The sequence below is a fragment of the Nostoc sp. CCY0012 genome (assembly GCF_963920855.1).
Taxonomy (GTDB): Bacteria; Cyanobacteriota; Cyanobacteriia; order Cyanobacteriales; family Nostocaceae; genus Cyanocohniella.
The window spans coordinates 36,893-62,643 of sequence record NZ_CAWUDM010000018.1; the positions used below are offsets into that span (position 1 = coordinate 36,893).

22 protein-coding genes and 1 tRNA gene are annotated in these 25,751 nt (G+C 40.9%); 7 read left to right on the forward strand and 16 right to left on the reverse strand.

Features of this window, described 5'->3' with window-relative positions; translation table 11 throughout:
• Positions 1-333: 333 nt before the first annotated feature.
• From ACM0OS_RS07295 to ACM0OS_RS07315, 5 genes are all read right to left on the reverse strand, one after another.
• On the reverse strand, positions 334-1,482 hold the full coding sequence (locus ACM0OS_RS07295) for a glycosyltransferase family 4 protein (RefSeq protein ID WP_414542498.1): 1,149 nt from the start codon (positions 1,480-1,482) through the stop codon (positions 334-336).
• A gap of 471 nt (positions 1,483-1,953) precedes the next feature.
• Positions 1,954-3,558 carry an MFS transporter gene (locus ACM0OS_RS07300; protein WP_414542499.1) on the reverse strand — a complete coding sequence of 535 codons (1,605 nt, stop codon included), beginning with the start codon at positions 3,556-3,558 and terminating at the stop codon, positions 1,954-1,956.
• Positions 3,542-4,429 (reverse strand): DNA repair protein RecO, encoded by an 888-nt coding sequence (gene recO, locus ACM0OS_RS07305; protein ID WP_414542500.1) that lies wholly within the window; start codon positions 4,427-4,429, stop codon positions 3,542-3,544. The genes ACM0OS_RS07300 and recO overlap by 17 nt, the downstream gene beginning before the upstream one ends.
• Before the next feature lie 81 nt (positions 4,430-4,510).
• Positions 4,511-5,191, reverse strand: a complete 681-nt coding sequence (deoC, locus tag ACM0OS_RS07310) for a deoxyribose-phosphate aldolase (RefSeq protein ID WP_414542501.1) — start codon at positions 5,189-5,191, stop codon at positions 4,511-4,513.
• 203 nt (positions 5,192-5,394) lie between these two features.
• The gene (locus ACM0OS_RS07315; RefSeq protein ID WP_414542502.1) at positions 5,395-6,510 is read right to left on the reverse strand and encodes a DNA cytosine methyltransferase; all 1,116 of its coding nucleotides are present in this window, start codon (positions 6,508-6,510) and stop codon (positions 5,395-5,397) included.
• 192 nt (positions 6,511-6,702) lie between these two features.
• Between ACM0OS_RS07315 and ACM0OS_RS07320 the strand changes: the two genes are divergently transcribed.
• The 5 genes from ACM0OS_RS07320 to ACM0OS_RS07340 are packed head-to-tail and all read left to right on the forward strand — an operon-like array spanning position 6,703 to position 11,813.
• Positions 6,703-8,898 (forward strand): Hsp70 family protein, encoded by a 2,196-nt coding sequence (locus tag ACM0OS_RS07320; protein WP_414542503.1) that lies wholly within the window; start codon positions 6,703-6,705, stop codon positions 8,896-8,898.
• A complete protein-coding gene (locus tag ACM0OS_RS07325) occupies positions 8,895-9,110 on the forward strand; it encodes a hypothetical protein (RefSeq protein WP_414542504.1) in 216 nt (71 codons plus the stop codon). Before ACM0OS_RS07320 ends, ACM0OS_RS07325 begins: the two co-directional genes overlap by 4 nt.
• A gap of 36 nt (positions 9,111-9,146) precedes the next feature.
• Positions 9,147-10,928 (forward strand): tetratricopeptide repeat protein, encoded by a 1,782-nt coding sequence (locus tag ACM0OS_RS07330; RefSeq protein WP_414542505.1) that lies wholly within the window; start codon positions 9,147-9,149, stop codon positions 10,926-10,928.
• Positions 10,929-10,940: 12 nt separating this feature from the next.
• Positions 10,941-11,330 (forward strand): hypothetical protein, encoded by a 390-nt coding sequence (locus ACM0OS_RS07335; protein WP_414542506.1) that lies wholly within the window; start codon positions 10,941-10,943, stop codon positions 11,328-11,330.
• Positions 11,331-11,813 (forward strand): nucleotide exchange factor GrpE, encoded by a 483-nt coding sequence (locus tag ACM0OS_RS07340; RefSeq protein ID WP_414542507.1) that lies wholly within the window; start codon positions 11,331-11,333, stop codon positions 11,811-11,813.
• 133 nt (positions 11,814-11,946) lie between these two features.
• On the opposite strand, the gene ACM0OS_RS07345 is transcribed toward ACM0OS_RS07340, so the two are convergent.
• The 10 genes from ACM0OS_RS07345 to ACM0OS_RS07390 form a co-directional block, all read right to left on the reverse strand.
• Positions 11,947-13,389, reverse strand: coding sequence for a YcjF family protein (locus ACM0OS_RS07345; protein WP_414542508.1), 1,443 nt, complete (start codon positions 13,387-13,389; stop codon positions 11,947-11,949).
• Positions 13,390-13,485: 96 nt separating this feature from the next.
• A tRNA-Met gene (locus ACM0OS_RS07350) sits at positions 13,486-13,562 on the reverse strand.
• 48 nt (positions 13,563-13,610) lie between these two features.
• Complete coding sequence (locus ACM0OS_RS07355; RefSeq protein WP_414542509.1) at positions 13,611-14,564, reverse strand: asparaginase; 954 nt, start codon at positions 14,562-14,564, stop codon at positions 13,611-13,613.
• Between the two features lie 89 nt (positions 14,565-14,653).
• Positions 14,654-15,154 (reverse strand): CGLD27 family protein, encoded by a 501-nt coding sequence (locus ACM0OS_RS07360; RefSeq protein ID WP_414542510.1) that lies wholly within the window; start codon positions 15,152-15,154, stop codon positions 14,654-14,656.
• Positions 15,151-15,612 (reverse strand): ribosome silencing factor, encoded by a 462-nt coding sequence (rsfS, locus tag ACM0OS_RS07365; RefSeq protein ID WP_414542511.1) that lies wholly within the window; start codon positions 15,610-15,612, stop codon positions 15,151-15,153. The genes ACM0OS_RS07360 and rsfS overlap by 4 nt, the downstream gene beginning before the upstream one ends.
• A 638-nt stretch (positions 15,613-16,250) precedes the next feature.
• Positions 16,251-17,522: a WcaI family glycosyltransferase gene (locus tag ACM0OS_RS07370; RefSeq protein WP_414542512.1), complete on the reverse strand. Its 1,272-nt coding sequence runs from the start codon at positions 17,520-17,522 to the stop codon at positions 16,251-16,253.
• A 704-nt stretch (positions 17,523-18,226) separates the two neighbouring features.
• Positions 18,227-18,967: an amino acid ABC transporter ATP-binding protein gene (locus ACM0OS_RS07375; RefSeq protein WP_414542513.1), complete on the reverse strand. Its 741-nt coding sequence runs from the start codon at positions 18,965-18,967 to the stop codon at positions 18,227-18,229.
• Positions 18,968-18,990: 23 nt separating this feature from the next.
• Positions 18,991-20,127 carry an amino acid ABC transporter permease gene (locus ACM0OS_RS07380; RefSeq protein WP_414542514.1) on the reverse strand — a complete coding sequence of 379 codons (1,137 nt, stop codon included), beginning with the start codon at positions 20,125-20,127 and terminating at the stop codon, positions 18,991-18,993.
• Between the two features lie 134 nt (positions 20,128-20,261).
• Positions 20,262-21,188, reverse strand: a complete 927-nt coding sequence (locus ACM0OS_RS07385; protein ID WP_414542515.1) for an amino acid ABC transporter permease — start codon at positions 21,186-21,188, stop codon at positions 20,262-20,264.
• Positions 21,189-21,209: 21 nt separating this feature from the next.
• Complete coding sequence (locus ACM0OS_RS07390) at positions 21,210-22,277, reverse strand: amino acid ABC transporter substrate-binding protein (protein WP_414542516.1); 1,068 nt, start codon at positions 22,275-22,277, stop codon at positions 21,210-21,212.
• Between the two features lie 568 nt (positions 22,278-22,845).
• Here ACM0OS_RS07390 and ACM0OS_RS07395 point away from each other — a divergent pair.
• Both ACM0OS_RS07395 and ACM0OS_RS07400 read left to right on the forward strand, forming a co-directional pair.
• A complete protein-coding gene (locus tag ACM0OS_RS07395; protein ID WP_414542517.1) occupies positions 22,846-23,403 on the forward strand; it encodes a hypothetical protein in 558 nt (185 codons plus the stop codon).
• A gap of 77 nt (positions 23,404-23,480) precedes the next feature.
• Positions 23,481-24,125, forward strand: coding sequence for a DUF3318 domain-containing protein (locus ACM0OS_RS07400; protein WP_414542518.1), 645 nt, complete (start codon positions 23,481-23,483; stop codon positions 24,123-24,125).
• Positions 24,126-24,175: 50 nt separating this feature from the next.
• Here the strand turns inward: ACM0OS_RS07400 and ACM0OS_RS07405 are convergent, their stop codons facing one another.
• Entirely contained in the window at positions 24,176-25,654 is a 1,479-nt protein-coding gene (locus tag ACM0OS_RS07405; protein WP_414542519.1) for an esterase-like activity of phytase family protein, read from the reverse strand.
• Positions 25,655-25,751: the final 97 nt, after the last annotated feature.

The window sequence follows — 25,751 nt, forward strand, 5'->3', positions numbered from 1 at the left end:
CTGAGACTTCATTGATCCAAAACTTTTAGTGTCAACGGGAACACCAAAGCAACTCAAAGCTGTTTGTGAAGATTAGGTTTTTTCACACTCAACTCAGTTTAGGAGCCACCTGATTTGTACTTTCAACACTCCAGGTTTAGCTTTTATGTAAAGAAGTGTAACAATATATCTTAACTTTTGTAAAGTTATTTTACAAAAACATGACATATGTAACTACATACAACTTACCACACACTGTGGTGATCAATATTTTGAAAATATTCGGGTGGGTAACAGCCCTATTCCAGCCTATTCAATACATCAGCTAACTTAATCAATACTATTAACTTGTGTTTAGGCTCTGCGACTCAGAGGGACAGGCCAACCTGCTAAAACTTCGCGGTATAATTCTTCGAGTAGAGTAATATTTTTACTGAGGGTATAGCGTTCTAAAACACGCTGTCTGGCTTTTTGCCCCAGCAGAGTTGTTAATTCGGGATGGTCTTGGAATAGTGGTAAAAGGGTTCTTAATTGCGATCGCACTGTCTTAGTATTGAGGACTATACCTGCTCCTTTCTCTAATACTTCGCCATCTGCTCCCACATCTGTGGCTAAACAAGCTATTCCCGATGACATTGCTTCTAATAAAGATAGAGACAATCCCTCTACCAATGAAGGTAAAATAAATACATCTGCACCCCGTAAAATTTCGATGCGGCGGCTCTCATCGGCAATAAATCCCAACCAGGAAATACCAGATTCTGAGCCGTAAAATGGTTCCAAGGAAGACTTTAAAACACCATCTCCCACAATCAGTAATTTACTACCAGCCCTCATTGGTGACTGCTTCCAAGCACGCAGGAGAGGTTCGACGTTCTTTTCTGGTGCTATCCGACCTTGATAAACAAACAAACGTTCAGCTTGGAATTCTGCTTTGATTGTAGAGTGTCCAGGAGAATACCTGACTGTATCGACTCCATTGGGAATTACAGCGATTTTTTCTTCGCGCACACCCATACGTGCTAATAATTCTCGCTGAATTTGGGAAAAGACAATCACGCGATCGTAGTTACCCAAAAAAGGTGCGTATAGTTGATAAGCTAAAAGCTGTGTACCAGAGATAAATTTTGCCCCTTTACCCGCAAAAGCTGTATGAAAAGTGGCAATTAACGGTAGATTTAATTGTTCACAAATTTCTGGAAGAACAAAATCTAAGGGAGATAAAGTTAGAGAAGCATGAACTATATCGGGCTTAATTTCCCTGAGAGACTCAGTTAATAGCTTAGTCGCCTTAAAGGTGGGAATTGTATAAACCTGGGACTTATAAATGAAAGGTAAAGATACTTCTTGGAAATTTGGCCAATTGTCAGGTGCAGATTCTTCTTGAGCGAAGTGGAGAAAACTGACTTGGTGTCCCCGGTCTAGCAAAGCATTTGTAATTTCTCTACTATAGGTGACATTGCCACAAAAGGGTGATTTCTTTCCAATCCAGGCTATACGCATTCTTTATTAGCTATCAGAAAAGCGGGTTTGATATATCAGTTTTGTATTGCTTAGTTACTTAATCTTTTCTCTTGTTTTTTGGCATAAAATTTAGCCATTTATTGGTTAATTAACCAATGTTTATTATTATTAAGTTAAGCGCATTTTATAAATTTGCCTTATAGTTAATGCTTATTAAATTCTTAAAAAATATAGTTTAATAACAAATTAGCCTTGCCCATATCAAATCGATACTCAGCAAGTCTAGGCTATGTTTTCACTGAATTTAGTCTAGCACGAAAGCCAAAAATTTTATTAAACTATTCAGACTCCTATTTGATTGTTGTTGGCTTAGTCTGCCCTATGGGCGGAGAAACTCAGTCATCCATATCCCTTTTGTGTGTTCTATATTTGTGTTTCCTGCCTCTATGAGTGAATTACTATAGCGATATTTAAAAGTTTGAGAACCATAGTTTCTGGAAGTCTGAAAAACTACTGTTGGTAGTTATACCAAGTTAATATACCTCCGGAAAAGACAATCATAGCTAACGCCACAAAAACGGCTTGTAGTCCAATAAAGGTTTCAGCTAAACCAGCTAATGCCAAGGGTAAAGAAAGGGCAATATTAATGACATTATTTTGCAGTCCAAAAACTTTACCACGCATTTCTGGTGGTGTTTCTGTTTGGATAGCTGTCTGCATGGGAATACCGATTAGCGCCCCAAACATACCTAGCAGAGCCACTAACATCAGAACTATCCATAACTGTGTTGTGAATACAGATAAACCAGTTAAAGATCCTGCCATGCCGAAACAACCCCAGAGACTCAGTTTGCTATAAGAGAAGCTCTGTCCAAATTGTCCCAGAATAGTGGCACCCGTAGCAATTCCCACACCACCAGCTGCTAATAAAAAGCCAAACTGTGATGCTTTGAGGTTAGGAATTATTTCTGCCATCCGCACAGCTAAAACAGTTAAGGCGGCGAAGACAGAAAACAAAATAGTCAGTTGGAGTAAAGCATTACGGACACGATGATTAGCTTTGAGGTAAGAGAAACCATCGCACAAATCTGAGAAGACGTGGGGAAATTCTTTATCGGGAGCATGGGGTTTTTCCTTAGTCGCTAAGAGTAATAAAATGAAACCAGCGATCGCATAACTCCCACCAACTAAAAGTTCCTTACCTAAACCACCACTCCCACCGACTTGCAGCCACAGCGTATCAGCGATGGCTAACAGTGGTTCTCCAATGGCGAATCCCACAATTACCGATGCCATCATCGTTGTCGTATACAGAGAATTAGCTGAAAGTAAATGCTGTTCTTCCACCACCAAAGGAATTGCCGTTTGTTCTGCTGGAGCAAAAAACTGTGTCAGTGTGGAAACCAAAAAAGTCACACCCAAAATAATGATAAAGCCCACAGGTAATATGCCGATGGGTTGCCAATCATGAGTTAACCACAACAACAAGGGAATTGACAAAACCAAAATGCCGCGCCAAGCGTTAGTGGCTACAAGTACCGTCTTTTTTGACCAACGATCTACAAACACACCAGCCACTGAACCAAACAGTACGGCGGGAATAGTAAAAGCCATCATTAAAGCTGATACCCAACCGCTAATGCTTTGATTAGTCCCTTGAAACTGAGAATTAATCAAGGCAATCATCAGCACTAAATACACTTTATCTGCCAGTTGACAAAAAACTTGACCACCCCAAAGAGCCAGGAAATTAGGATTTTTGAGTACAGGTAAAAACCCCTGATCTTCGACTTTCACTGTTGCTGTTTCACTACCACAACTAGAGCCATCTAAGTTTGCTGGTTCTTTTTCTGGGGTAGTGGCAATTGGTAAAGTTTGTTTGTGGCCATTTGTTTCGTCAGTACTTAACTGACTTTCAGTTTTAGATGACCAATTTTCATCATTTTCAGTAAATTCTTGCGGTTGCTTTTCTTCGCTATTAATATGATTTTTTGTAGATTTAGGAACAGCACTCAAGTGATTCTTGAATGTGGGTTCTGATGCCCTCTTCTGTTTTTTAGCGTGGCTGGGGGATAAAGGTAGGATTTTTCTATCCAAGTCAGACGGTTGCATCATGTTTAGTAGCAAAATAAGAATCGATCAAACTAGCAGAGCGAATAGGGCGACCTAAATGATATTGAGCATATTGGCGCAAAATTTGCTCGACAGATAACCAGCCATAATTGCTGGCAGCATCTACTTGCATTATCTCTGGTTGTGACAGCTGTTGGAGCATAGATAGTTCTGTAGCATCCAAGCGACAAGAAATTACGGGAATGTCTTGTTGATGAACAACTGTGCGGTAGCCTGTTTGGGGATGATTATCTGATGAAATGAGGTTGGGCTTTTGCCGATCTTTTCGCAAATTTTCCCAAGCCTGTAAGCAGACTGTACCACCAGCAGGTACACTAAATCCTACTCGCCATTTGGGGTCTGTAAAGTCTGGCATTAACGAGTTCTCAGTCAGACAACAGACTTGGACTTGGGGTGTTAGTCCGGCTAAAGCTAAAAAATGAAACACTCCATGAGCTAATTGAGCATAAATGCTTGATGTATCAGTTTGGGGTAATGCTTCCAACCGACGAAGATGTTCATTGAGTAACTCATAAAGTTCTTCTTGGGGTTGTTCACTCAAAGCCTGACACAGCACTATTTCTGCTAAATATTGCCCAGCGGCCAACTTCCCCAAATCTTTAGCTAGACCGGGATAAGTTTTTAAAGTTTGTGCTTGAGTAATTTTATCGAGCGATCGCCCTTTGGCAATCAGTAGCTCATTCACGACAAACATCCCACTCCTACCACCCAGGCTTGAGTTTTGCTTGCGGGCCCCCGGTGCCACGGCTCTAATTAAACCGAACTCTTTTGTCAAAATTGTGACTATCCTGTCCGATTCTCCTAGTACCTGGGCTTTAAGATTAATTCCAGTTGCTTTATAGGTTTTACTCATTTAGTTATTAGTCGTTAGTCATTGGTCATTGGTTATTAAGTTCAGGACAAATAACCCATGACAAAAGACAAAAACGCATGACTATTCACCTTTTTCCAGGTTATCGCGCTGACGGATCAAATCGATACTCCGAGAGGTACCTAATCTAGACGCACCAGCTATAATTAGCTCTACGGCTTGATTGTAGGTACGAATCCCCCCGGATGCTTTAATTCCTACCCTGTCCTTTGCGACTTCCTTTAATAGCCGCACATCTGCCACAGTAGCGCCACCATTCCAACCTGTACTGGTTTTTAAGAATGCCGCCCCTGCTTCCATAGATATTTCCGCAGCGAGTTTCTTCTCCGCATCTGTCAGCAGGTTAGTTTCCAAAATTACCTTGACTGTTTTTCCTGTTTCTTCACAAATTTCGGCAATCTCGCGGTGAACGGCATCAGTTTTGCCAGCTTTTAACCAACCTAAGTTGATCACCACATCCAACTCAGTAGCTCCGTTTTCCACAGCTTCTTGAGCCTCATACAGCTTAACTGCTGAAGTTGTGGCCCCAATAGGAAAGCCGATGACAGTGCAAACTTCGGGCTTCTTCCCATGAAGGAGTTCTGCTGCTTGCTTCACATAAGATGGGTGAAGACAAACCGCCGCAAAATTAAATCTGTCTACTTGTTTACACCATTCCTCAACCTGCTCTGGAGTAGCCGTTGGTATCAGCAGGGAGTGATCTATAAATGGCGCAATATCAATATTTGAATAGTCTGCTGCCATCGTGTCTTGGGTCAGTGATGGATTATTAAACTTTATAAAAAATTAAGACATTTCTTATATATATATTAAAACACATTTATGACGCATTTAGCTGGAAAACAATACCAATAGCCTCAGATCCCCAAATTCTTCAAATCGGGGATCTTTGAGGATGGCTATAGGTATGGCCAAATTATTATGACTATTTTAAATAGAGGCTACTACTACCTATTTGCCAAGAAATTCAAAATACTTTGAGCTAATGCCTTAGATGCCAAATAAGGTACACCATTACCAATAGTTTTAAACATATTAGTCAGTGACATATCCTCTGGAAGTACAAAATTTGCAGGTAAAGATTGGATAGCTAAGGCTTCTGCTACAGAAATTCGCCGGACTTTATATGGATGTAAATGTACTTCATTATTACCATAGCAAGCAGTTGGCGAATAACGCCATCTATGAAGACGTTTGAAAGATTTTTTAGTATCATCTCCTTCATCAACAACAGCAAATTTGGCAATACCTGCTCTTGGTTTAAAATAATGTTGGGCATGAGGATGATTCAAGACGTCATTTTTGATAAACCAGTATTCAACTGTTAATTCTTGAGGTATGCCCTCAGGGCAAGGTAGTAGGGAATTTTCTTGAAATGGTTCGCTCTTACACCAAGGATAAGCAAAAACTTTTTGTTGAGGATATAAAATATTATTTTCCCAATTAAAATAGCCTTTAGTTATTATTTTATTTTTAATTAAACTATTTCGGAAACCGACGAGAATAATTCTTTCTCTATTTTGGGGTACACCGTATTCAATAGCATTAATTAAGCGTTCTGTTAATATATAGCCTGTTTGAATTAATTTTTGCTTTAGTGAATCAAAAAATAATCTGTGTTTCTTAGTTCTCCATAAACCTTTAACATTTTCAAATAAAAAGAAATCTGGCAAATTACAACAAATTAATTCAATATATGCAGCCGAAAGTTTGCCATTATCTCCTAAATGTCCTTTATTTTTTCCTCCAACAGAAAAGTCAGGACAGGGAGGCCCACCAATAAAACCCACAATATTGTGAGATTTACGGCAATCTTTGACTAATTCATGTAGACGTTTTGCTTCTAATCCCGCAATAAGTTTGCTGACGTCTGCGACTTCCCCGTCATCATATCCATATTCTGGCTGAGGTAATTTCAGTACTTCCCTTGAATAACGGTATGCTGCTATGAATGGTTTAAATATTTCATTGACATAAACAATATTAAAGCCACTAGTTTCAAATCCTAAATCTAGGAAGCCTGAGCCAGCAAAAAATGAGAAAATAGCAGGGCGATCGCTCATTATTTAACTTTGACAAAATTTGCCAGAGTAAATTACACTAACTATAAATTATATTTATTTACTTTTTATGCACCGCCTTAATTAAAATATATTCTATAAACTAAATTGCGTCTTTGCGTCTACCTTGCGGGTTCCGCTTGCGGTATGCGTGAGAAAAAAATTTATTCAAATTAAGCTACTCAGGGGGATTTAATGGGCAATATAGTTGGCATTGACTTAGGCACAACTAACTCTGTGGCTGCTTTTAAATTTGCTCAAATCGAGGTAGTAACTGCTGCTGATAACACACCACCTGACCGTAAATTGACCCGTTCTGTAGTAGCTTTTACACAAAATCAGCTAGTGGTCGGTCAAGCAGCTTATAACCAATTGCGAGCTGACCCAGAAAACGTGATCATGTCGATTAAACGACTAATGGGTAGGGGTTTTGCCGACCACGAAGTGCAACAACAATTATCCCGTTTAGGTTATCGAGTGACTCAAGCAACCCACGGGACAGAAAATAGCTTAGCAGTTTGGCTTGGTGGACAAGAATTGCAACCAGAGGATATCTCTGCCGAAATTCTCAAGAAAATTGGGCAAAATGCCCAGAATTTCCAAAAAAGCCTTGGACAAAGCAGCGTCATTACAGAAGCAGTAATAACTATACCGGCATATTTTAACGATAAACAAAGACACGCCACCCAGACCGCAGCCCAAAGAGCCGGGTTAAATCCTCGTGAATTGTTACCTGAACCCACAGCCGCCGCAATTTCCTATGGGTTCACACCAGATGAAACGTCTGATGTCAAAACTATTTTGGTGTATGACTTCGGTGGTGGCACATTTGATGCTTGCTTACTAACAGTTAGTGGTAATCAATTCATTGAACTAGGTAAAGCTGGAAACCTCTGGTTAGGAGGTGATGATATTGACCAGCAGATTATCCAGTTCGTGAAGACGCAAGTGGCACAACAAGAAAATATCGATGATATCGATGCCTTACTTGCCAATATGCCCAATTACCAATACCTGCGCTTTTTGGCGGATTTGAAAATTACCGTTGAGTGGGCAAAAGTGGCTTTGAGTAAAGCACCGAGTGTGCAAATTATTCCCCCAACTCCTTTACTGAATGAATTGGGTATGCCCATCATGATTGATGTGGAACTGACAAGGGAACATTTTGAACAAATGATTACTCCCTTGGTGGAACGTACTATCCCTATTTGTGACGATGCTATCCGCTATGCAGAATATACACCCGACTTAGTAGATATAGTGCTGCTGGTGGGTGGTTCCTCACAAATTCCTGTAGTACAGCAAAAAGTCCGGGAAGCGTTTGGAGAAGATAAAGTCGTTGTCCATCCCCGTCCTATGTATGCCATTGCTGAAGGTGCAGCAATTGTGGCAGCCGGATTGACCGAAAAAGTGGGGACAGTTTCGCGGGATTATTATATTCAATTGATTGATGGCGCTCACAAAGTCATTAGTCGTGGGGACGTTTTGCCTGTCAGAACCGCACAGACTTTTAGAACAATAGAAGACGGACAAAGCCTAATTCGCTTAGAGTTATTTAACCGTGACGATGAACTAGAGGTGATGGAACCGATTGGCAAAATCTGGCTACCTCTGTACCAACGTTATCCAAAGGGAACTGAGGTCATGGTGACGTTGGAGTTGGATGAGTTGCGGGGTACATTGCAAATCATCGCAGTTCTCAAAAATGAACCCTCAGTGAGGGTTAGTAGTTTATTTTCACGGGGCGGAACAGATGAGAAAATTAATGACGACGTAGACGAAATCATCCAAGAAATCAATGCCAGTGGTTATTCTCAGGATTCGATTGCAGCATTTAGTCAAAGAGTCATGGGAGTGATTCAAGTAGCTAACCAAATTGTTGATCCCAAAACTGGTAAAGAGCGAGAAGATGTGCGTACCTCTGCCTATCAGAAGTACACAGAATTAAAATCACATACATCTATTGATCGTCAATTAGCTTCGTTTTGGCATAAGGAATGTAGTTTTGTGGCCAATACTTATGGATTTTTTATGCCTCCAGAGCAACAAGCACGCTTGCGAGAGATTTCTGCAAAGTTAGACAATGCCCTCAAGCAAAATGATTTTTCTACCATGCAAGTAGGTATAGAACAAGCAGTAACAGAAATGACTTTGCTTCCAGAAGATTTACAAAGGATTCTCAATTGTCGGGATGCTGCTTATAAAGCCAATCGTATTTCCCTCTCGCAAGGAGAATTGATCAATGACAAAAAAGAGCGCATGGTAGCCGCACTGAGGCGTTTAGACAGAGAAGAAGCTGACTGTATTTGGTTAGAATTACAGCCAGAACTCCAATACTGGTTGTATCAAGAAATACAAAAAGGTCAAATTCAGACAGGGTTAAGTCGATGACATTTCATCTTACCTGTCCAGTATGCGATCGCCAAGAAATAGCGGGTGATATCTGTCCCAACTGCGAAACTGACCTTTCTGTGGTGCGAATGCTTGTAGAACTGCCAAAAGAAAAGCCAACCAATTCACTAAGTTTATTAATGGTGACGACAATAGTGTGTTTATCCCTTGGTTTTGCTGCGGCGTTCATGTTCAGGTTTTTTGCTGCATAAGATACATTGCTGGAGAAATATCCCAAGTTTATATACATGTTTCAATATCTTGTTCGCTGGGTTAATGCAATCAGCCGCCTCATCATGGGAGTTGGGGTGATTGAACTGTTGCACAAATCCACTAGTTGTCAGTCAGCAATTCAACAAGCTGAAAAATTCGCACAAAAACACCAATATATTGAAGCGCTTCACATCGGAGAAGCAACAATTGATGATTGGTACACCTCCAAATATAGAGTTAGGCGTTTATTTCGTCCTTGGATTAAAGATAATTTTCTCAGGGAGTTGAAAAAACATTTATTAGTTTGGGAACCTCTGGCGAAGCGAGAACATGATGCTGCATTAGAACGCGCCTGTTGGTTAGCTACAGAGGGAAGATTTTCAGAAGCAATTATTTTATTTGAACCAGTTCATCAGAAATTTTATCAATCACAAGGCACAAAATTATTGCAGAAGTTAAACCAAATTATTGAGGGTAAACATTGCTTTAATTTGGGATTCTGGGCAGAGAAAGCTGGGAATTGGCAAATTGCTCAAGAACATTACCAAAATGCAGCCACTATCTCACCTGAATGGAAAAATGAATGTTGTATCAGACTTAGTATTATTGCTATTAAAAATGAACAATGGAAACAAGCAATTAAGCATTTAGCAGGAATTAACACCCAAAATGCAGCTTATAACCGGGGATTTGCTTATGCAAAACAAGGTGATTGGCAAAAAGCACACACAGAATGGGCATGTGTCTCTCATCCGGTGGTACAATCTTGGAGACAACATTTTCTCCAACAAAATAGCGATCGCCTGCGTCATTCAGCTAAACGAGAAATTCAAGCATTGGTAGATAGGGAAAATCTCTGGCAAGCTGAAGTAGCCAGTCGGAAATTTCTAAAAAAATTTGGTGATGATTCCATAGTTAGAGATAATCTCTACAAAAACATTCTCCCACGATGGGAAGTCACCTTATGGCAAAAGCAAAATTGGCAGCAAATAGCTAAAGTTACAGAACAGCGTTGGTTAGATGAGTGGAACATTACCGCTTTGCATAATTGGGCATTAGCTAGCTATTATCATGCTATACTCAATCCTAGCGAGTTAGATAACTTAATTGTTGCTTGGTCTACTGCGATCGCTAACTTACACCTCAACCCATCACTTCAACATCTTTCATGGTTGGAAGAAACACAAATTAATTGGCAAGAAACTCGGTTACAAATACTGCAACGACTAGAAAATTTACTCAAAACAGTTGAAGGTAGCAACTCAGAGAAATACACCAAACTGTTTGCATTGTATCGTCTAGAAGTAAAAGCCTTGGATTTCATGGGTAATCCTCCTAGCAGTGGTCTGAGGGTTAGAGGTTTATTTATCACCCCCGGTTATTATCAACGTCATCACCAAAAACTGCATGTTAATCTTTTACCGGGTAAACTTTGGGCACTGTATACAAAATGGTGGCAGGCTGTATTAGCCTGTATAGAAGGTGATACTTTCACAGCTATGCAAATTCGCCCTCAAAGAAAGCCATCTTCCCCCGCTGAGACATATGCTCAAAAATTCGTAGCTTACCACGAAGGCTGTTATTATCTGGATATCCAGCCAGGAGGTTATCCGCGTTGGCGTTCAGCAGTTGCACCTTTACAGTTAGCGAAAGCAGAAATTGTTCATGACTCACAGTGGTTAGACAACGTTGAAAAACTTTGCCAAAAGCAATACCAAGCCATTTCATGGAACCCCAGCGAGTGTCAAGACTTGGCTCAGTTTTGGTATGACTTAATAGCCAGTCCCACAGCTAAATATTACTTAGAACAACCTTAATTGAGTGTTCTTATGAGCCTTGAAGAAAAATTACCTAGAATAATTGAGCCTAATCCCTACGAAGTTTTGGATATTGCGCCAGATGCAACCAACGCTGTTATTAATCAAGCATTTGCTAGGGCTATGAAGCAGCGAAAATATCCGCCAGATATCATTGCTAAAGCACGCAAGTCTTTACTCAACACTCAAGAACGTATCATTGCTGACTACTTACGACCAATTTTGCCTGATGATATAAATGATTTCCAACGTGAACATTTTGCTGATATGGAAGTCACAGAAATTATCTTAGAATTTTTACCAGAATTTGATAATTTACAAGCAGCAATCTCTAATGATGAAGATATATCAGCAATTGACCGCAGCGTAGGATTAACTTTAACAGAATTTTTCAAAAATTAAATGACTAAAGAACCTGAAATATTTAAATTAAGCCAAGAACAAAGAGACAAATTATTACAGGAGGTGAGCTATCTTCTCAAAGAAAAATTTTTACTAAAACAAGCCTTACGTGAACAACAACAACTAACTTCTGAAGCTAAAGAAGAACTTTTTTTAGATTTATTAGAATTGTTGGATGCTCTAGAATTTTTACAAAATTATGTAACAGAGCATATAGAATCTGTACCTACATCTTGGGCAAGTTTAGCAAAATCTCTGGCCAGCATTGAGAAAAAATTTCTCGCTTTACTGTCCCGCAGACAAGTCAAACCTATAGATTTTCAAGATTCTCAACCAGACTTTAACTTGTGTAAAGTTGTAGATATAGAAATTCGTAATGACTTAGAAAACCAGACAGTTACAAAAATTGTGCGGCGCGGGTTTAGGATAAATGATAAGCTTTTGCGATCAGTTGAAGTAATTACTTCCAAGACTCAAAAGTAGGTACATATAGTAGGAAACAGAGAACAGATTTTCAAATCTCTGATTGTCCGCGTTTCATAATCAGTTTTTATCCTCACGCAAAGCCCCAAAGGCGCAAAGTTTTGATGATGCATCTTGGAGACTTTGCGCGAAATTATCCCACAACTTCAGACTGCGCCTCTGGTGATAAACGCTTCACACCTTGCTTGACAAAACCTTGTAAAAAGCCAATTTGCTGGTTTCGCTGAAAGACGTTTTGCAAAGTTTGCCGCAATTTTTCCAAATTTAAAGGATTTCCCGAATCTAGCGCTACTTCCTGTTGCTCGAAATATTCAACTAAACTTAACCCTGCTACCCTGGTTAGATAAGCAGCACTTACACCTTGGACTACGCCACCCGCAACGAAGGTGACAGCATTACTTTTGAGAACAGTACTAATAGCTTTTGTTGAAAGTTCTACTAAACCCAACTTCAGCATTAAACTTCCCATTGTTCCAGCTACAGTTTGCGCCTGTTCTAAGGAAAACTTCTGCTGATAGATATTACCTAAATCCATGACCATCTGAGCATTAATTGCCGCAGTCGCCAGAATATCTAGTGCTGGTACTGGGTTTGCAAAGGCCGCAGCCGCAGTTATCCATTGATATTGTTCAATAATTGGGGTGCTGCGATCGCGTCTGGTTCCATTCAAGAAACTTTTTGCTTCGGCTTTCAACAGCTTGGCTTTTCTGGTGGTAGTTGTCCACACCAGTTGTTGTCCTTGCTGCGCTAAAACTACACTCAATTGCTGTGTTAACTGCTGAATATCTGCTTCTGGTTGTTCCATCCACTCTTGTACAGCGCCATCAGCTTCATGCTTGCGGACTTTGATGGGAATGGGAGAGGACGCAGTTGCAACTACATTTTCCTCCATTCGCTGTTTTAATGACAGCAAGACATTAGCACGTTCATCTGCTAAATACTGGTCTTGTTTGTTGAAAACTAAAATAGCAGGCTGACTGGCTGCTTTTAACTGCTGTAAAATTTGAAATTCTGAGTCTGTCAAATCACCGTTTGTCAGGAACAGCACAAAATCAGATTGTTGGACTTCTGCTAAAACAGCTACATCTGAGTTTTCACCCGCTTCTCTAAATAAAGGCGGTGTTTCCCAGAAGCTGACTTTTCGCTGTGTTTCTTGCCAAGTGCTAGACTCTAGTACTTGAATTAAAGTGCTTTTACCTACAGATTTACCACCAGTTACAGCTACTTTAATTTCTTGCCTGTCTAACTCTAACCGCAATTGGGCAACTTGTTCTCGCAGTATCTCTAAGGCTGTATGGTTTTCTGCTTCTTGTGCTAATTGGTTAATTACGGCTTCAGTTTTAGCGATCGCACTTTCCACCGTTTCTCGATCTACAACAATACCATCTAGCTGTTCTAAAGTATTTTTTGGGCGATTTTTCTGAAATAACCACAAACCGCCGCCCACAGCCAAAGCACTAAATAAACCAAACTCACTCAGCTGCACTATAGAATCATGCCAGCTTTGTAATATCCACAGGGAAAAGGATAGTCCCAATCCTCCCACTAAAATCGGTCGTCGCAACTTCACAACCATTTTTCTCCGCGCTTTTTGTCAGGTTTCTCCTCCAGAATAGATCAAAATAAAACAAAACCCTGCACTTTTAATAGTTACAGAGTTTTATTTTCTATTTGGTGGCGGGAAGTGGATTTGAACCACTGACCTTCGGGTTATGAGCCCGACGAGCTACCAGACTGCTCTATCCCGCGTCGCTTCTTGACTTCTATAGTATAACCACAAAGTCAGAAGTTTGGCAACTATAATAGCGATAATTCTCCAACTACCTCTAAACGCTTGTATTTACCCAGTGTCATAAACTTCTCTGAGAGGCTTTCGGCGGCGCTGGGACTAATCCAACCCATCTGCTGAAGCAAGTGGATAGCCACGGCATATTTGGCCCGTTTGGCTCCATCGATGACTTTAATGGTCAATCCCATGCCTTCGCCCAATCTGCCAATACATTGCACTCCTTCGGCACCAGATTTACTTACCAGTTCTCCAGGAGCTAAACGCATCAGTTCTGTATCAAATTCTCCTTCTCCAGCTACCATTGCTGGATGATGAGTCATGGCACGGACAATACGCTCCATATCAACATTGCTACTAGAAGCTAGCAGTGCATACAAAGAAGCCATTTGACTGATTTGCATGAGATATGTGGGTGCGCCGCAGTCGTCGTGGGCGCTGAGAAATTCCTCGGCAGGCATCCGCAGTAATTCGGCTACTTTGCCCAAAATTAACTGCTGTATGGGGTGCTTGCGTTCCAGGTAGTTATTTAAGGGCCAACGGCGTTGCTGACATACGGCTAACATTCCCGCATGTTTACCTGAGCAATTGTATTCCAATGGGCTTTTTTTCCCTTCAGGAATCGGACATTGGAGTACGGAGGGGTCAAGGTCGGCGCGCCAAAGAATATTAAATGCCTGTCTTACCTGTTCTATTGTGCCTTTGTGGGAACTGGTAATGATGGCTAAGTCGCGATCGCTTAGATTATAGCGCTCCAGTGTGCCTGTGGTGGTGACTGCGAGTGCCTGAAATGGTTTGAGTGCGGAACGGACAAATGCCGCTGTTTCCGAGTTCCCGGCCACGGATAGAACCCGCCCCCGTTCGTCGCAGACAACAGCTTGGACTATATGCCTGGATTCTATAATTCCTTCCCGCAACAACCGGACTTCCAGGGCTGTGGCTTGAGTGCGTTTTCCCATTGTCATGGGTTAATATTTATTACCTTTTTTATTAATTAGCCCCTAGTCATTGGCAATTAGCGATTAACTCCTAATCTCCAATGACTAATGACGATTTACGACAAATGCCAAACTATAGTACCAATAAGAAACATTCCCGCCAAGCCAGCAAAGGTAAATTGTAACCGCTGGAGGATCGGCTTGATTTCGTATGTCACAATCAGGCGATCGCGTGTTATGACTTCTTGCGGTTTAGTCCAAGTTTGGCCGTCATACCAGCCTGACTCTTCATAAAATACTGTCGGATTGTAGAGGCGATCGCGTACATAAAGCCAACCCAAGAACAACCGCACTAGTACTAACACCACTCCTACACTCGCCCCGGCTGCACCACAGAGGATGAAATGGACAAGCTGTTTGTGTGGGTGAAAACTAGCTGCTGCTACTGGCCCTGCTACTAGCCACGATAAACTCCAAATCCAAATTATTTTTGTGATGTAATCTCGCCAATCTAAGATGCAATCACAAAATAGCCAGGACGTTTTTAACTCTTCGTATTCATTGAGCGGTTGTTGTTCTGTAGGAACTGGGCAATTGGAAACCGAAGACCTTATCATGTTGGCTTACCCTCACCGTCATCAACATTTGGTAGGGAAATACGTTCTGCATGAACCCAGAACGCTTCTAAATTATAAAACTCCCTTTCAGTTGGCATCATGATATGAACGATGACTTCGCCATAATCTAGTAGTACCCAACTACCTTCGGCTTTTCCCTCTGTTCTTAAGGGAAGCCGTTGCCAATCAGTCTCTAACTTATCTTCTACTGCTGTGGCGATCGCCCTAACTTGCACCCTAGAATAGCCAGTCATCATCACAAAATAGTCTGCCAGATAAGATACATCTGCTACCCTTAGCACTACTATCTCACCCGCTTTGCGGTCTGATGCAGCTTCGGCGATGCTTAGAGCTAAATTTCCACTCACTTCTTTAGCTTCAGCCTCTGGGCTTCTGAGTGTATTCGTGATCTCTGAAACAGATTGTAATGGGAAATTTCCTTGGAAATAATCAGACATTAAACCTCAGGTGCTGTATCCCTTTTGTGACAATTTTTTCCAGTTCCATACACTTACAATCAAAAAATTGCCTAGCAAGTGTATATGTTGGTTTTTTTGAATACTAACAAAAAAACAGATGTCTATGGGGTTAGTGCAATAATTAGCTGGTGGGATATTGATTTTATAAAACCGTGTGTAGGCTATTGCGCTGACATCAGTCAAGTACCATCACAGGAAGCAGAAAATATGCTTGAAATTCCCTGGATGTCTGGGTTTTCTAAGAAATTTTTGTCCTCAGCTACCTAGCAACTGCCATAACTGTTCACCCTATATTTTAAGTATAATTACAGTTTAGTCAAACAGATTCGTCCTAAATCATAATAATATTTATTGATATACCTACCTGTTAGCCACAATCTAACCAGCTATCAGGGCGGCCAGATAAAAAATGGCTGCCATAGCAGCCTGTAATAATTTTATAGTTAGGTTTTTGTCCTTCAATCCCTATATCTTGTCTATGACATGGACTAAGGGTTTAGTTCGTCATGGCTGAGTAATTTCGATAATTTGCCAGACATACTGTCATTTTCACTGAGCAATTTTCCGACAATATTTACATTAAGCCTTAATTTGTTATCACTTTAAACACTTAGTTGTTATCCTTCTTGCTTTGATATGACTGGAGATTCAACTATTTGCCTCTCTGTAGTCACTGAGTAAAATAACTCCTCATAATGAGTTAAAGCTTGCTCAAAAGCGTAATGCTCAACAGCGTATTGACGACTGTGATAACCTAAATTTTTCAGTTTTTCTGGGTGCTGGTACAATTCTAAAATTGCATTTGCCAAAGCTTGAGAATCTTCTGGAGGTACAATCACTCCCCCACCACTTTGTCTAACAGCTTTGGCCGCTGTGCCAGTTTCCGGTACAGATGCAACCAATGCTCGACCACTGGCAAGTAGTACCTGAATTTTAGATGGCATATTGAAGGAGATTACATTTTTCTTTTGCACTACCAAACCCACATCGGCTGCTGCCAACATTTGAGGTAAACGTTCCCGTGGTTGAAACGGTAGTAGCAAAACGTTATCTGCACCGCAGTCTAAGCAATATTGCTGCAATCTTTGCAAGCCTTTTGCTTCACCCGCAATCACAATCACAATGTCTTGAATATGGCGCAACTGAGAAGCAGCTTTGACAACAGTTTCTAAGCCTTGGGTCAGAGCTATATTGCCCGAATATAGTACGACAAACTTGTCCTTAAGGTTATGCTCTGCACGAAAAGGGTTGTTTTCTTTGGGGTAAGGACGAATAAAATTTACATCAACCCAATTAGGAATTTGCTTGATTTTTTGGGAATTTACACCTTTAGATAACAAATTTTCCACAAATCCATCAGCTATAACACTGATTTTTGTGGCTGTGTGGTAGGCGAATTTTTCTAATGCAGCAAATACCTTGATGAGTAATTTATTTTTTAGTAATCCAACATGAACTGCCGCCTCTGGCAATATATCTTGAAGATTTAACACCACAGGACAAGCACGCAACCATCCTAAAAGTGCAGCCGGGACACAAACAGGTAGTGATGGTGATGTTGAAAGAATAACATCGGGTCGCCAACCAAGCAGGGCAGGAAAAAAGCTGGTGACAACAAAACTAGCATCCAATAATACTCTATCTAATAGATTAGGTTGGGGACGAATCCAAACATAACTGCGTTGGATTTGCACCCCGTTTTTATATTCATTTAAATACCATTTACCTCGATAAGCTTCATAAATTTGACGTTCCGGATAGTTGGGCATAGCCGTGATGACGCGCACTTCATGTCCGCGCTTGACCAGTCCCTCTGCTAATTCCGTCATTAGTGGAGCTATACCAATAGGTTCTGGATAGTAGTTGTAGGAGTAAATTAGAATCCGCATAACAAATTAGTCAGAAGACCCCTGGTTAGTGTGGGCAAGGATAATATTAATCAAATATTGCTGTTTTTGACTCAGAAGCACCTCTATTTAATTGTCCCTATAAAATCTAGCTAATGGCAGAGTATTTCGTTGAAGATTCGGTAAATTTTATGATTTGCTACTTAATCGGTATTTTGTATATTTTTCTACTATAGTTTGTTGGTTTAGGATGTACAACATGGAATTTCATTTGCTAGGACAACTATAGTACTTAGTTACATCTGAATTGAAAATCAGTAATTATTGAATTTGGTAAGTAGTACATAAACATAGATTATGGAAATAATCGCTTGTTTTACACTTGGGTTTTGAACCCGTAAAACTTATGTACAGTTAGTACAAGTATAAATATCTATTTAAATTTGGCAACTATTTACGCTAGTTAAATTTGGCAGTAATTTACACTACAGTGTTTTGTAGTTGGTTATTTCTATTACAGACTATCTTTGGCACAGATTAGTTTCATCGCCTAGCAACAAAAAAGCATGATTAAGGGAGCATATGCTAGTGGTACTGGACTAAAAATTTCTATCATCACGGGGTTGTGAAAGATTTTATACGTTCCATCAAACGAAATTTATGAAGATTTTGTAAAGAAAGAATGTGACACCTACAAAATTGGCAGTGAAACTTAGAATATCGGGGGATTTTGTGAAATAAACAACTTAGAGAATTTGCGATAAAAACTTCTGCGTCCGTGCTTCTTTGGGATTGGTGAAAAAGGTTTCTGGTGTCGCGGACTCGATAAGAAAACCACTATCCATGAGAATTACGCGGTCGGCCACTTCACGAGCAAATCCAACTTCATGGGTAACTACGACCATTGTCATCCCATCGTTAGCCAGGCTTCGCATCACATCTAATACTTCTCTGACCATCTCTGGATCTAATGCTGAGGTGGGTTCATCAAATAGCATCACCTTTGGTTGCATAGCTAAAGCACGAGCGATCGCTACCCGTTGTTGTTGTCCACCAGATAACTGTCCCGGATATTTGTGCGCTTGTTCTAAAATACCCACTCTTTCTAGGAGTTGCATAGCTAATTCTTCAGCTTTTGGCTTGGGTAACCGCCGCACCCAAATGGGCGCCAAAGTAATGTTTTGCAATACGGTTAAATGGGGAAATAAATTAAATTGTTGAAAAACCATCCCTACTTCTCGCCGAATAATTTCAATATTTTCCAAGTCATGGCTGAGGGTAACACCATCAATGATGATTTTTCCTTGTTGGTATACTTCTAAAGCGTTAAATGTGCGGATAAAGGTTGATTTACCGGAACCAGAAGGGCCCATTAAAACTACCACTTCGCCACGATTGACATATAAACTTACTCCTTGGAGAGCATGAAATTTGCCGTACCATTTATGAACATCTTCAGCAATAATTATTGGTTGTAACTCTGACATGGGTTGTATTTAGTAATATTTCTCTATTGACTAAATTGTCTTTCTAAGCGCCTAGAAGCTAACGACATCAAATAACAAAATATCCAGTAAATTAATCCAATAAATAAATAAACTTCTGCATAGCGTCCGAGAAACTGGGGCTGGGCCAAAATAGAACGGGCAATTCCTGTAAGTTCTACCAATCCCACTAAAGATAAAAGAGAAGTGTCTTTAAATAAGCCAATAAACTGACCAACGATGGCCGGAATAACTGCACGTAAAGCTTGGGGCAAGATAATTAACATTACGACTAATGGTGTATTAAGTCCCAATGCATTTGCAGCTTCAACTTGTCCGCGGGGGATAGCCTGGAGTCCGCCACGCACGTTTTCTGCCATATAAGCCGCACTAAATAATACCAGCCCAGCGACTCCTCTCAGTAACCGATCTAAACGTAAATCTGTGGGTAAAAACAATGGCAACATTACTTGTGCCAAGAACAAAATCCCAATTAGCGGTAGTCCTCTAACAATTTCAATGTAGAAGATGCAAAACCAACGAACTAAAGGCAAATGACTGGTGCGTCCTAAAGCTAGTAAAACGCCAATGGGAAAGGAAAGCACTATACTAACTGCTGCCATGAGTAAGGTAAGTAATAAACCGTTCCACAAGTTGGTAGATACAGGTTGCAAGCCAAATCCTCCGCCCAGTAGCCACAGAATTAGGGGAAATGACAATAACCATGCTAGAGAAAGCCAAGGCGTGATTACTTGATTAAATCTGGATCCCAACCAACAACCTGCAACTAACAAAATGGCAATTAATAGTAACCACAGGCGCGATGTCACATCTCCGGGAACAATAACTAACAAGAGTCCCACAATCAAGGTATATCCAGCAATCAAAGGCTTTTGCAACAGTTGTTTACCAAAGAATACACCACCCGTAATGGCACTAAAAGTAGAAGCGATCGCTAGTACAATCCAAACTCGCCAATATAAGGCTTGGGGAAATCTGCCAACTAAAAATAAATGTAAATTAGTCCCAATTACTGTCCATTGTGCCTGAATAATTGCCCAATTCAGTAATCCCCACACCATCCAAGACAGTAGTACTAAACAGAAAACAGTTAATAGGCTGTTGTACCAGGTACTAAAGAGGTTTTTACGTAACCAAGTCACGTCGCTTCGCTCCAAATTCAAAATTAATGAACCCCTGCGATCAATTGTGGATTTATGAGGTCATTCAAAAATTAAATAACTTAATTCCTGCATTTAATACGACTATTAAATTTATTCTCCACCTGCTCCCCTTGCTATTTTTCTTTGATCTGCACTTGGCGGTTGAATAAGTTCATAATTACGGAAATAGTCAAACTCAAAGTGAGATATGTAAGTATAATTAGCAACATTACTTCCACTGCTCTGCCTGTTTGATTAAAGGTAGTGGAGGCAACAAAATAAACATCAGGGTAGCCAATGGCGATCGCTAAACTTGAATTTTTGGTTAAATTCAAATACTGGCTTGTCAATGGGGGAATAATCACTCGCAAGGCTTGGGGAAAGATTACCAGTCGCATGACTAATCCTGGTTTTAATCCAAGCGATCGCGCTGCTTCCCATTGCCCTTTTGGTACTGCTTGAATCCCACCTCGGACAATTTCGGCAATAAAAGCACCTGTAAAAAAGGTTAATCCCAGTAATAATGTGGAAAATTCTGGAGATAAGGTAAACCAAGGTAGTTCTATCCCATCTTGGCTAAGTCCCACAAATCCCCAAAGTGATATTTTATTTTCTCTTTGGGGAAAACCCAGAAAAACAGCAAAGTACCAAAACAATAATTGTAGTAGTAAGGGTGTATTACGAAAAATTTCTACGTAAACCATAGCCATATTTCGTACTAACCAGTTATCTGATAAGCGAGCGATACCCGCACTTATCCCCACAATTGTGGTGAGGACAATTCCCAAAACTGCTACTCGCAATGAGTTAATTAAGCCTACCCACAAGGCGTAACTGTAGGTATCAGTCGGTGCGTAGGAAATTACGGTTTCACCAATATCAAAAGAGGCTTGCTGTCTGAGAAAATTAAATCCCAACTGAATGCCCAATTGCTGCAAATTGCGGTGAAGATTGCCCCACAGTATTGCTACTACAACAGTGGCTAAAATTAAGACAATTAATTGTCCAACAATTAGTCTCAATCGCCGATGGCGCCATAGTGATAATTTAGGATTAATCATGATTTTTCCCCTAGTTGGTTTCTACCGGAATGGGGGAGCAAACAGTAATCCGCCTTGTGTCCAAAGTTGATTTTGATTACGCGCTAAATTGAGTGGGGTTTTTGGCCCGAGATTGCGATCGTAAATTTCCGCGTAATTACCCACGTGCTTAATTATTCTGGCGGCAAAATCGTTGGTAAAGCCGAGTGTCTCTCCCAGGTCGCCTTCGGTTCCTAAAAAGCGTCTGATGTCTGGGTCATCACTATTGGCAAATTGCTGTATATTTTGGGAAGTAATGCCCAATTCTTCGGCTTTGATGAAGGAATAAACCACCCACTTCACAGCATCACCCCATCTAGCATCTCCTTTCGCTACTGCTGGTGCTAGTGGTTCTGAAGATATCACTTCATCTAAAATCACGTTATTTTCTGGTTGGGGTAACCTGGTGCGTCGAGCAACTAAGGCCGAGCGATCGGCTGTGATCGCATCACAACGCCCTTGAGCATAGGTGGCAAAAGTAATGTTAACGTCTTCAAAAACAATGGGTTTGTAGGTAATGCCTCGTTTCCGCATTTGGTCGGTTAAGTTTTGCTCAGTAGTAGTACCAGTTTGGACACAAATTGCTCTGTCTTGCAGGTCTTTCAGGGACTGAATGCCGCTATTTTGACTAACCATGATGGCTTGACCATCATAGAAAACTACAGGTGCAAATTCTAACCCAACTGAGGTGGCACGGCTGAGTGTCCATGTGGTATTGCGGCTGAGTATGTCTACTTCTCCAGTTTGCAAGGCTGTAAATCGCTCTGTAGTACTGAGATTGCGAAATTCTACTGCGTCTGGGTTATCAAACAAGGCAGCTGCTATACCTCGACAAACATCTACGTCAATACCACTGTATTTACCATCAGTTTCTACAAAGCTAAACCCTGGAACTTCACCACTAACACCACAAATTAACTGACCACGGCTTTTGACTGCATCCCAACGACTTCTGCCTTGTGTTGCAGTATCAGATGTCGCAACTGTATTGCCTGTTTGCCCTGATTCTCCACTGCAAGCAGTGGTAATTAACATTAAAGACGCCGCGAGGATGAAAGCTAGTTTCTGCATAAACTTCAAGAGTATTGGCTGACAAAAAGTATTGATGACTACAATATTTTGATAAAACAGTAGATATTCGTAATATAAAACTTTTTTGTTACCTATACTTTATTTTCTTTTGGATAATCCCAGTATTTTTGATGTTTTAAAATAAACTAATTACCAAACTATCAAGTGTGTCTAATAAGACATTATAGGCATCCGGTTTTATTTTCTCAAAAATATGTGGCGACAGCATGGAAATTGTTTTAAAGAATTAGCATAAATTGGGAATAAGAGATAATTTTTATTTTTGCTGACCATTAATAATCAACTTATTTTTTGGCAAAATTATCTGCGTAAAATATTTATAATTTTCTGATATTTTAACGACAATAAATATTAAAAATTTGGGACTACACCATTATGCTGATTTCAGGAAATCTGGATAAATCCAGCAAATACGCTCAACTATGGCACAAAAAGTTATTGCATACTTTTAAATGAGGAGAAGTAGCTACACCAACCTAAACACCTGACGTTAGCAGGTTAGACTAGTTTTGGTAATAGCCGCTCCACCGTTCTTTATGAGGCTTTTATGGGAGCTAATCTCAAACAAATTGCCAATTACTTAGACAAACTAGGTTGGGACTACCGTTTTGATGATGAAGAAGACCGGATTATCACAGGCGTGGAAGCTGATAATCTAGAAGATTTTCTCATAGTTGTCCAACTGGATGAAGAAGGCAAATTTTTTCGGGTATTTGCGCCACAAGTTTTAGCAGGAGTGCAAAATCATCCTTACAAGGAGATTATCCTCCAGACGATGCTGGCCATTTCTTGGGAAACCAAAATGCTGCAATGGGAGTATGACCCAGCTGATGGCGAAATTCGTGCCATTATTGAGTTCCCCTTAGAAGACTCGATTCTCACAGAAAGACAATTTCATCGTTGTCTGAGGGGATTAATTCAGATTGTTGATAACATAGCCATACCTCGGCTCAAAGAAGTCATGGTAACTGGACAAGATCCGGGTAATTTAGAACTTGGAGAAAGAATGCTACTGAGTATCCAAGAAGAAGCTCCTGGATTACTAGAGATTCTCGAAAAAGCGATGGAAGCTAGAAAAAAGCGGGGAAGTTTTCCCAACGAGTGAGGCGAATCATCACTTAAATAGCTATACTCCAAAGTGATACCCTGACTATATACTGAAGTTTTCTAGGGCTGGATTTTATGACATCCTACGCAACCTCCTTTGCCAAGGCGGAAATGAGTGAACTCCGGCGGTTAAAAGGCTTACTACCGCCAGAATTGCAGAGCTGGGTCACGGTTGAAAGTACCACCGAGGTCAATCCACCCCTGATCCGCTGCGAAGAAATTGGTAAAGACCAGGTAGAAGTTCAAATAGACCTGGTGAAATGGGATGCTTTGGCGATGGATCAGCGCAATCTGCTTTTTTGGCATGAAGTCGCCCGCATTCAAAATGATTCTATTCCCAAAGATGGTTGGGAAATGGCAGCATTGGCTATTGGTTTAGGTGGTGCTGTCGGCGAATTGTGGGTACAAGATGGATTGTTACTGGTGTTAGCCTTGGCCCTGTGTGGTGTCTCTGGCTGGCGATTGTATCAAAAGAATAATGGCGAAAAGCAAATCAGAGAATTACTCGATGCTGACGAGAAAGCGATCGCTTTAGCAACTCGTTTTGGTTATAGTCTCGCTAATGCCTACAAGAGTCTTGGTAGCGCCTTAAAAACCCTAATTGATAGCACTCCTAGCAAGCGTCAACGGTCTCGATATGAAGCCAGACTTTCGGCTCTTAAACGCAGTGCTAACAAAGCAAAAGCTAAATCTAGAACTACAGATGAGGCTAGACTGTAGAACACAGACAATTGGTTGGGTGGGCAATACCCACCCCAAAAAATATTTAATTAATCTTTAATCTGGGATTGTTGTTTAAGCCACAAGGCGCTTAATCCTAGCAAAATTATTCCTGCACTCGTCGTTGGTTCTGGAACCTTGGTTGGTGGTACAAAACCTGCCAATTGATCGGCACTAGCTCTAAAAGAGTAAAGATAAGTAGGGATCAAAGTTGCTCCATTGGCACAAGATTGATCAAGAGGTACTTGAGCGCCATCGGTACAGACATTAAATTGCTCACCACTACCAGTCTGAGTGACGCTAAAGTCATTATCTGTACCCACAACAATAGCGTAGGAACCGTCAGCCAGTTGGGGGCCAATTACTAGACCTTCCATTTTTTCGCCAATCAATTCTCCATTGCTTCTGAGCAAATCAGCAATATCAAAAAATAGCGACTTACTCACAGGTGTGACACCACCAGGTAAGTCATTGAAACCAGCCAAGCTAATAGCACCGACATCAGTTGCACCTGTGAGATCAATTTTGTACACCCGTTTAGTACCCACAGGCGGCGCTTCACCGATGATATCGGCTACACCAAATCCGCGATTATCTCGCTCTAGGACTAAAAATTCGGTGTCATTTAAGGCTGTGATGGCACTAATACCAATGTTTCGCCCTTGGGAATTAGGCCCAAAGGGATCTTCGGGAACGCGGCTATTAATGTCTGTCAAACTTTCTAACGGATATATGTATTGCGCGGTACTTTCACCAGTTGCTGTGTCAAATTCTACCAGTCTCAAATTAGGGCTACGCCGCCCATCTGGGTCACCTTCATCAACCAGGGGGTCTTGTATCATGGCGAATAATTTGCTGCCATCTGGGCTTAAAGTTACCCCTTCATAGCCCCGATTATCTTGGCGACCACGGGTAATGGTGGGAAATCCATCGGTGAAGTTAACTGTACCATCAGCTTCTCTAGGCAGGAGATTATCGGGAGTGGCAAAGGCCCTAATAAAAGCCCCAGTAGGATTAAACTCGTAGACAGAAGGCCCATATTCATCAGCAACGTAGAAATTGCCATTGGGCGCGATCGCAAATCCTTCTGGGTCAAAGCTCAAACCCAGATTGCTGGCGTTACCGCTGAGGATTGTAGGATTCAATCCGTTAAAGTTTTGACCATTTTTGGTAAACAGAATAGTGTCTAGAAGATTGAAATTACTGATGGCGCCTGTGTTGGGATCAACATCCAGGGAGAATTTTTGCACTCGCGTATCGTAAGAGATGATGCCACCACCAGGGCCGCGATCGCCTACACCATAGTACAAATTACTGTAGCGATCGTAGTAAAGATCCGAGATAAAACCTAAGCGGTTGATATTCGCACCGGAAATGTCAGTATTTAATAAATCGATACTTTCACCAGGAATGGTGAGGCTATTCACAAAGGAAACAGCATGGGCAGAGTTTACAGTCCCCGTTAGACTAACTACGGTTGTCATGAGCGAAATACTTAATCCGGAAATCCAACGCCTGGCTGAAATCATGTACAATCCCCAAAATTACTGATTTTCCTCAGCTTCAGGCTTCCGAATTAACAAAAGGTTAATCAAAGATTAAAGTAAAAATTTGATGAAATTCAAT

What these genes read in the sequence shown, in the direction of transcription:
- ACM0OS_RS07315 (WP_414542502.1), bottom strand. Translation starts at nt 6,510, where the DNA reads ATGAGCGATCGCCCTGCTATTTTCTCATTTTTTGCTGGCTCAGGCTTC.
- deoC (WP_414542501.1), bottom strand. Translation starts at nt 5,191, where the DNA reads ATGGCAGCAGACTATTCAAATATTGATATTGCGCCATTTATAGATCAC.
- ACM0OS_RS07405 (WP_414542519.1), bottom strand. Translation starts at nt 25,654, where the DNA reads ATGATTTCAGCCAGGCGTTGGATTTCCGGATTAAGTATTTCGCTCATG.
- ACM0OS_RS07370 (WP_414542512.1), bottom strand. Translation starts at nt 17,522, where the DNA reads ATGCGGATTCTAATTTACTCCTACAACTACTATCCAGAACCTATTGGT.
- ACM0OS_RS07395 (WP_414542517.1), top strand. Translation starts at nt 22,846, where the DNA reads ATGGGAGCTAATCTCAAACAAATTGCCAATTACTTAGACAAACTAGGT.
- ACM0OS_RS07340 (WP_414542507.1), top strand. Translation starts at nt 11,331, where the DNA reads ATGACTAAAGAACCTGAAATATTTAAATTAAGCCAAGAACAAAGAGAC.
- ACM0OS_RS07325 (WP_414542504.1), top strand. Translation starts at nt 8,895, where the DNA reads ATGACATTTCATCTTACCTGTCCAGTATGCGATCGCCAAGAAATAGCG.
- ACM0OS_RS07375 (WP_414542513.1), bottom strand. Translation starts at nt 18,967, where the DNA reads ATGTCAGAGTTACAACCAATAATTATTGCTGAAGATGTTCATAAATGG.
- ACM0OS_RS07360 (WP_414542510.1), bottom strand. Translation starts at nt 15,154, where the DNA reads ATGATAAGGTCTTCGGTTTCCAATTGCCCAGTTCCTACAGAACAACAA.
- ACM0OS_RS07320 (WP_414542503.1), top strand. Translation starts at nt 6,703, where the DNA reads ATGGGCAATATAGTTGGCATTGACTTAGGCACAACTAACTCTGTGGCT.
- ACM0OS_RS07355 (WP_414542509.1), bottom strand. Translation starts at nt 14,564, where the DNA reads ATGACAATGGGAAAACGCACTCAAGCCACAGCCCTGGAAGTCCGGTTG.
- ACM0OS_RS07345 (WP_414542508.1), bottom strand. Translation starts at nt 13,389, where the DNA reads ATGGTTGTGAAGTTGCGACGACCGATTTTAGTGGGAGGATTGGGACTA.
- ACM0OS_RS07300 (WP_414542499.1), bottom strand. Translation starts at nt 3,558, where the DNA reads ATGATGCAACCGTCTGACTTGGATAGAAAAATCCTACCTTTATCCCCC.
- ACM0OS_RS07295 (WP_414542498.1), bottom strand. Translation starts at nt 1,482, where the DNA reads ATGCGTATAGCCTGGATTGGAAAGAAATCACCCTTTTGTGGCAATGTC.
- ACM0OS_RS07400 (WP_414542518.1), top strand. Translation starts at nt 23,481, where the DNA reads ATGACATCCTACGCAACCTCCTTTGCCAAGGCGGAAATGAGTGAACTC.
- rsfS (WP_414542511.1), bottom strand. Translation starts at nt 15,612, where the DNA reads ATGTCTGATTATTTCCAAGGAAATTTCCCATTACAATCTGTTTCAGAG.
- ACM0OS_RS07335 (WP_414542506.1), top strand. Translation starts at nt 10,941, where the DNA reads ATGAGCCTTGAAGAAAAATTACCTAGAATAATTGAGCCTAATCCCTAC.
- ACM0OS_RS07390 (WP_414542516.1), bottom strand. Translation starts at nt 22,277, where the DNA reads ATGCAGAAACTAGCTTTCATCCTCGCGGCGTCTTTAATGTTAATTACC.
- ACM0OS_RS07330 (WP_414542505.1), top strand. Translation starts at nt 9,147, where the DNA reads ATGTTTCAATATCTTGTTCGCTGGGTTAATGCAATCAGCCGCCTCATC.
- ACM0OS_RS07385 (WP_414542515.1), bottom strand. Translation starts at nt 21,188, where the DNA reads ATGATTAATCCTAAATTATCACTATGGCGCCATCGGCGATTGAGACTA.
- recO (WP_414542500.1), bottom strand. Translation starts at nt 4,429, where the DNA reads ATGAGTAAAACCTATAAAGCAACTGGAATTAATCTTAAAGCCCAGGTA.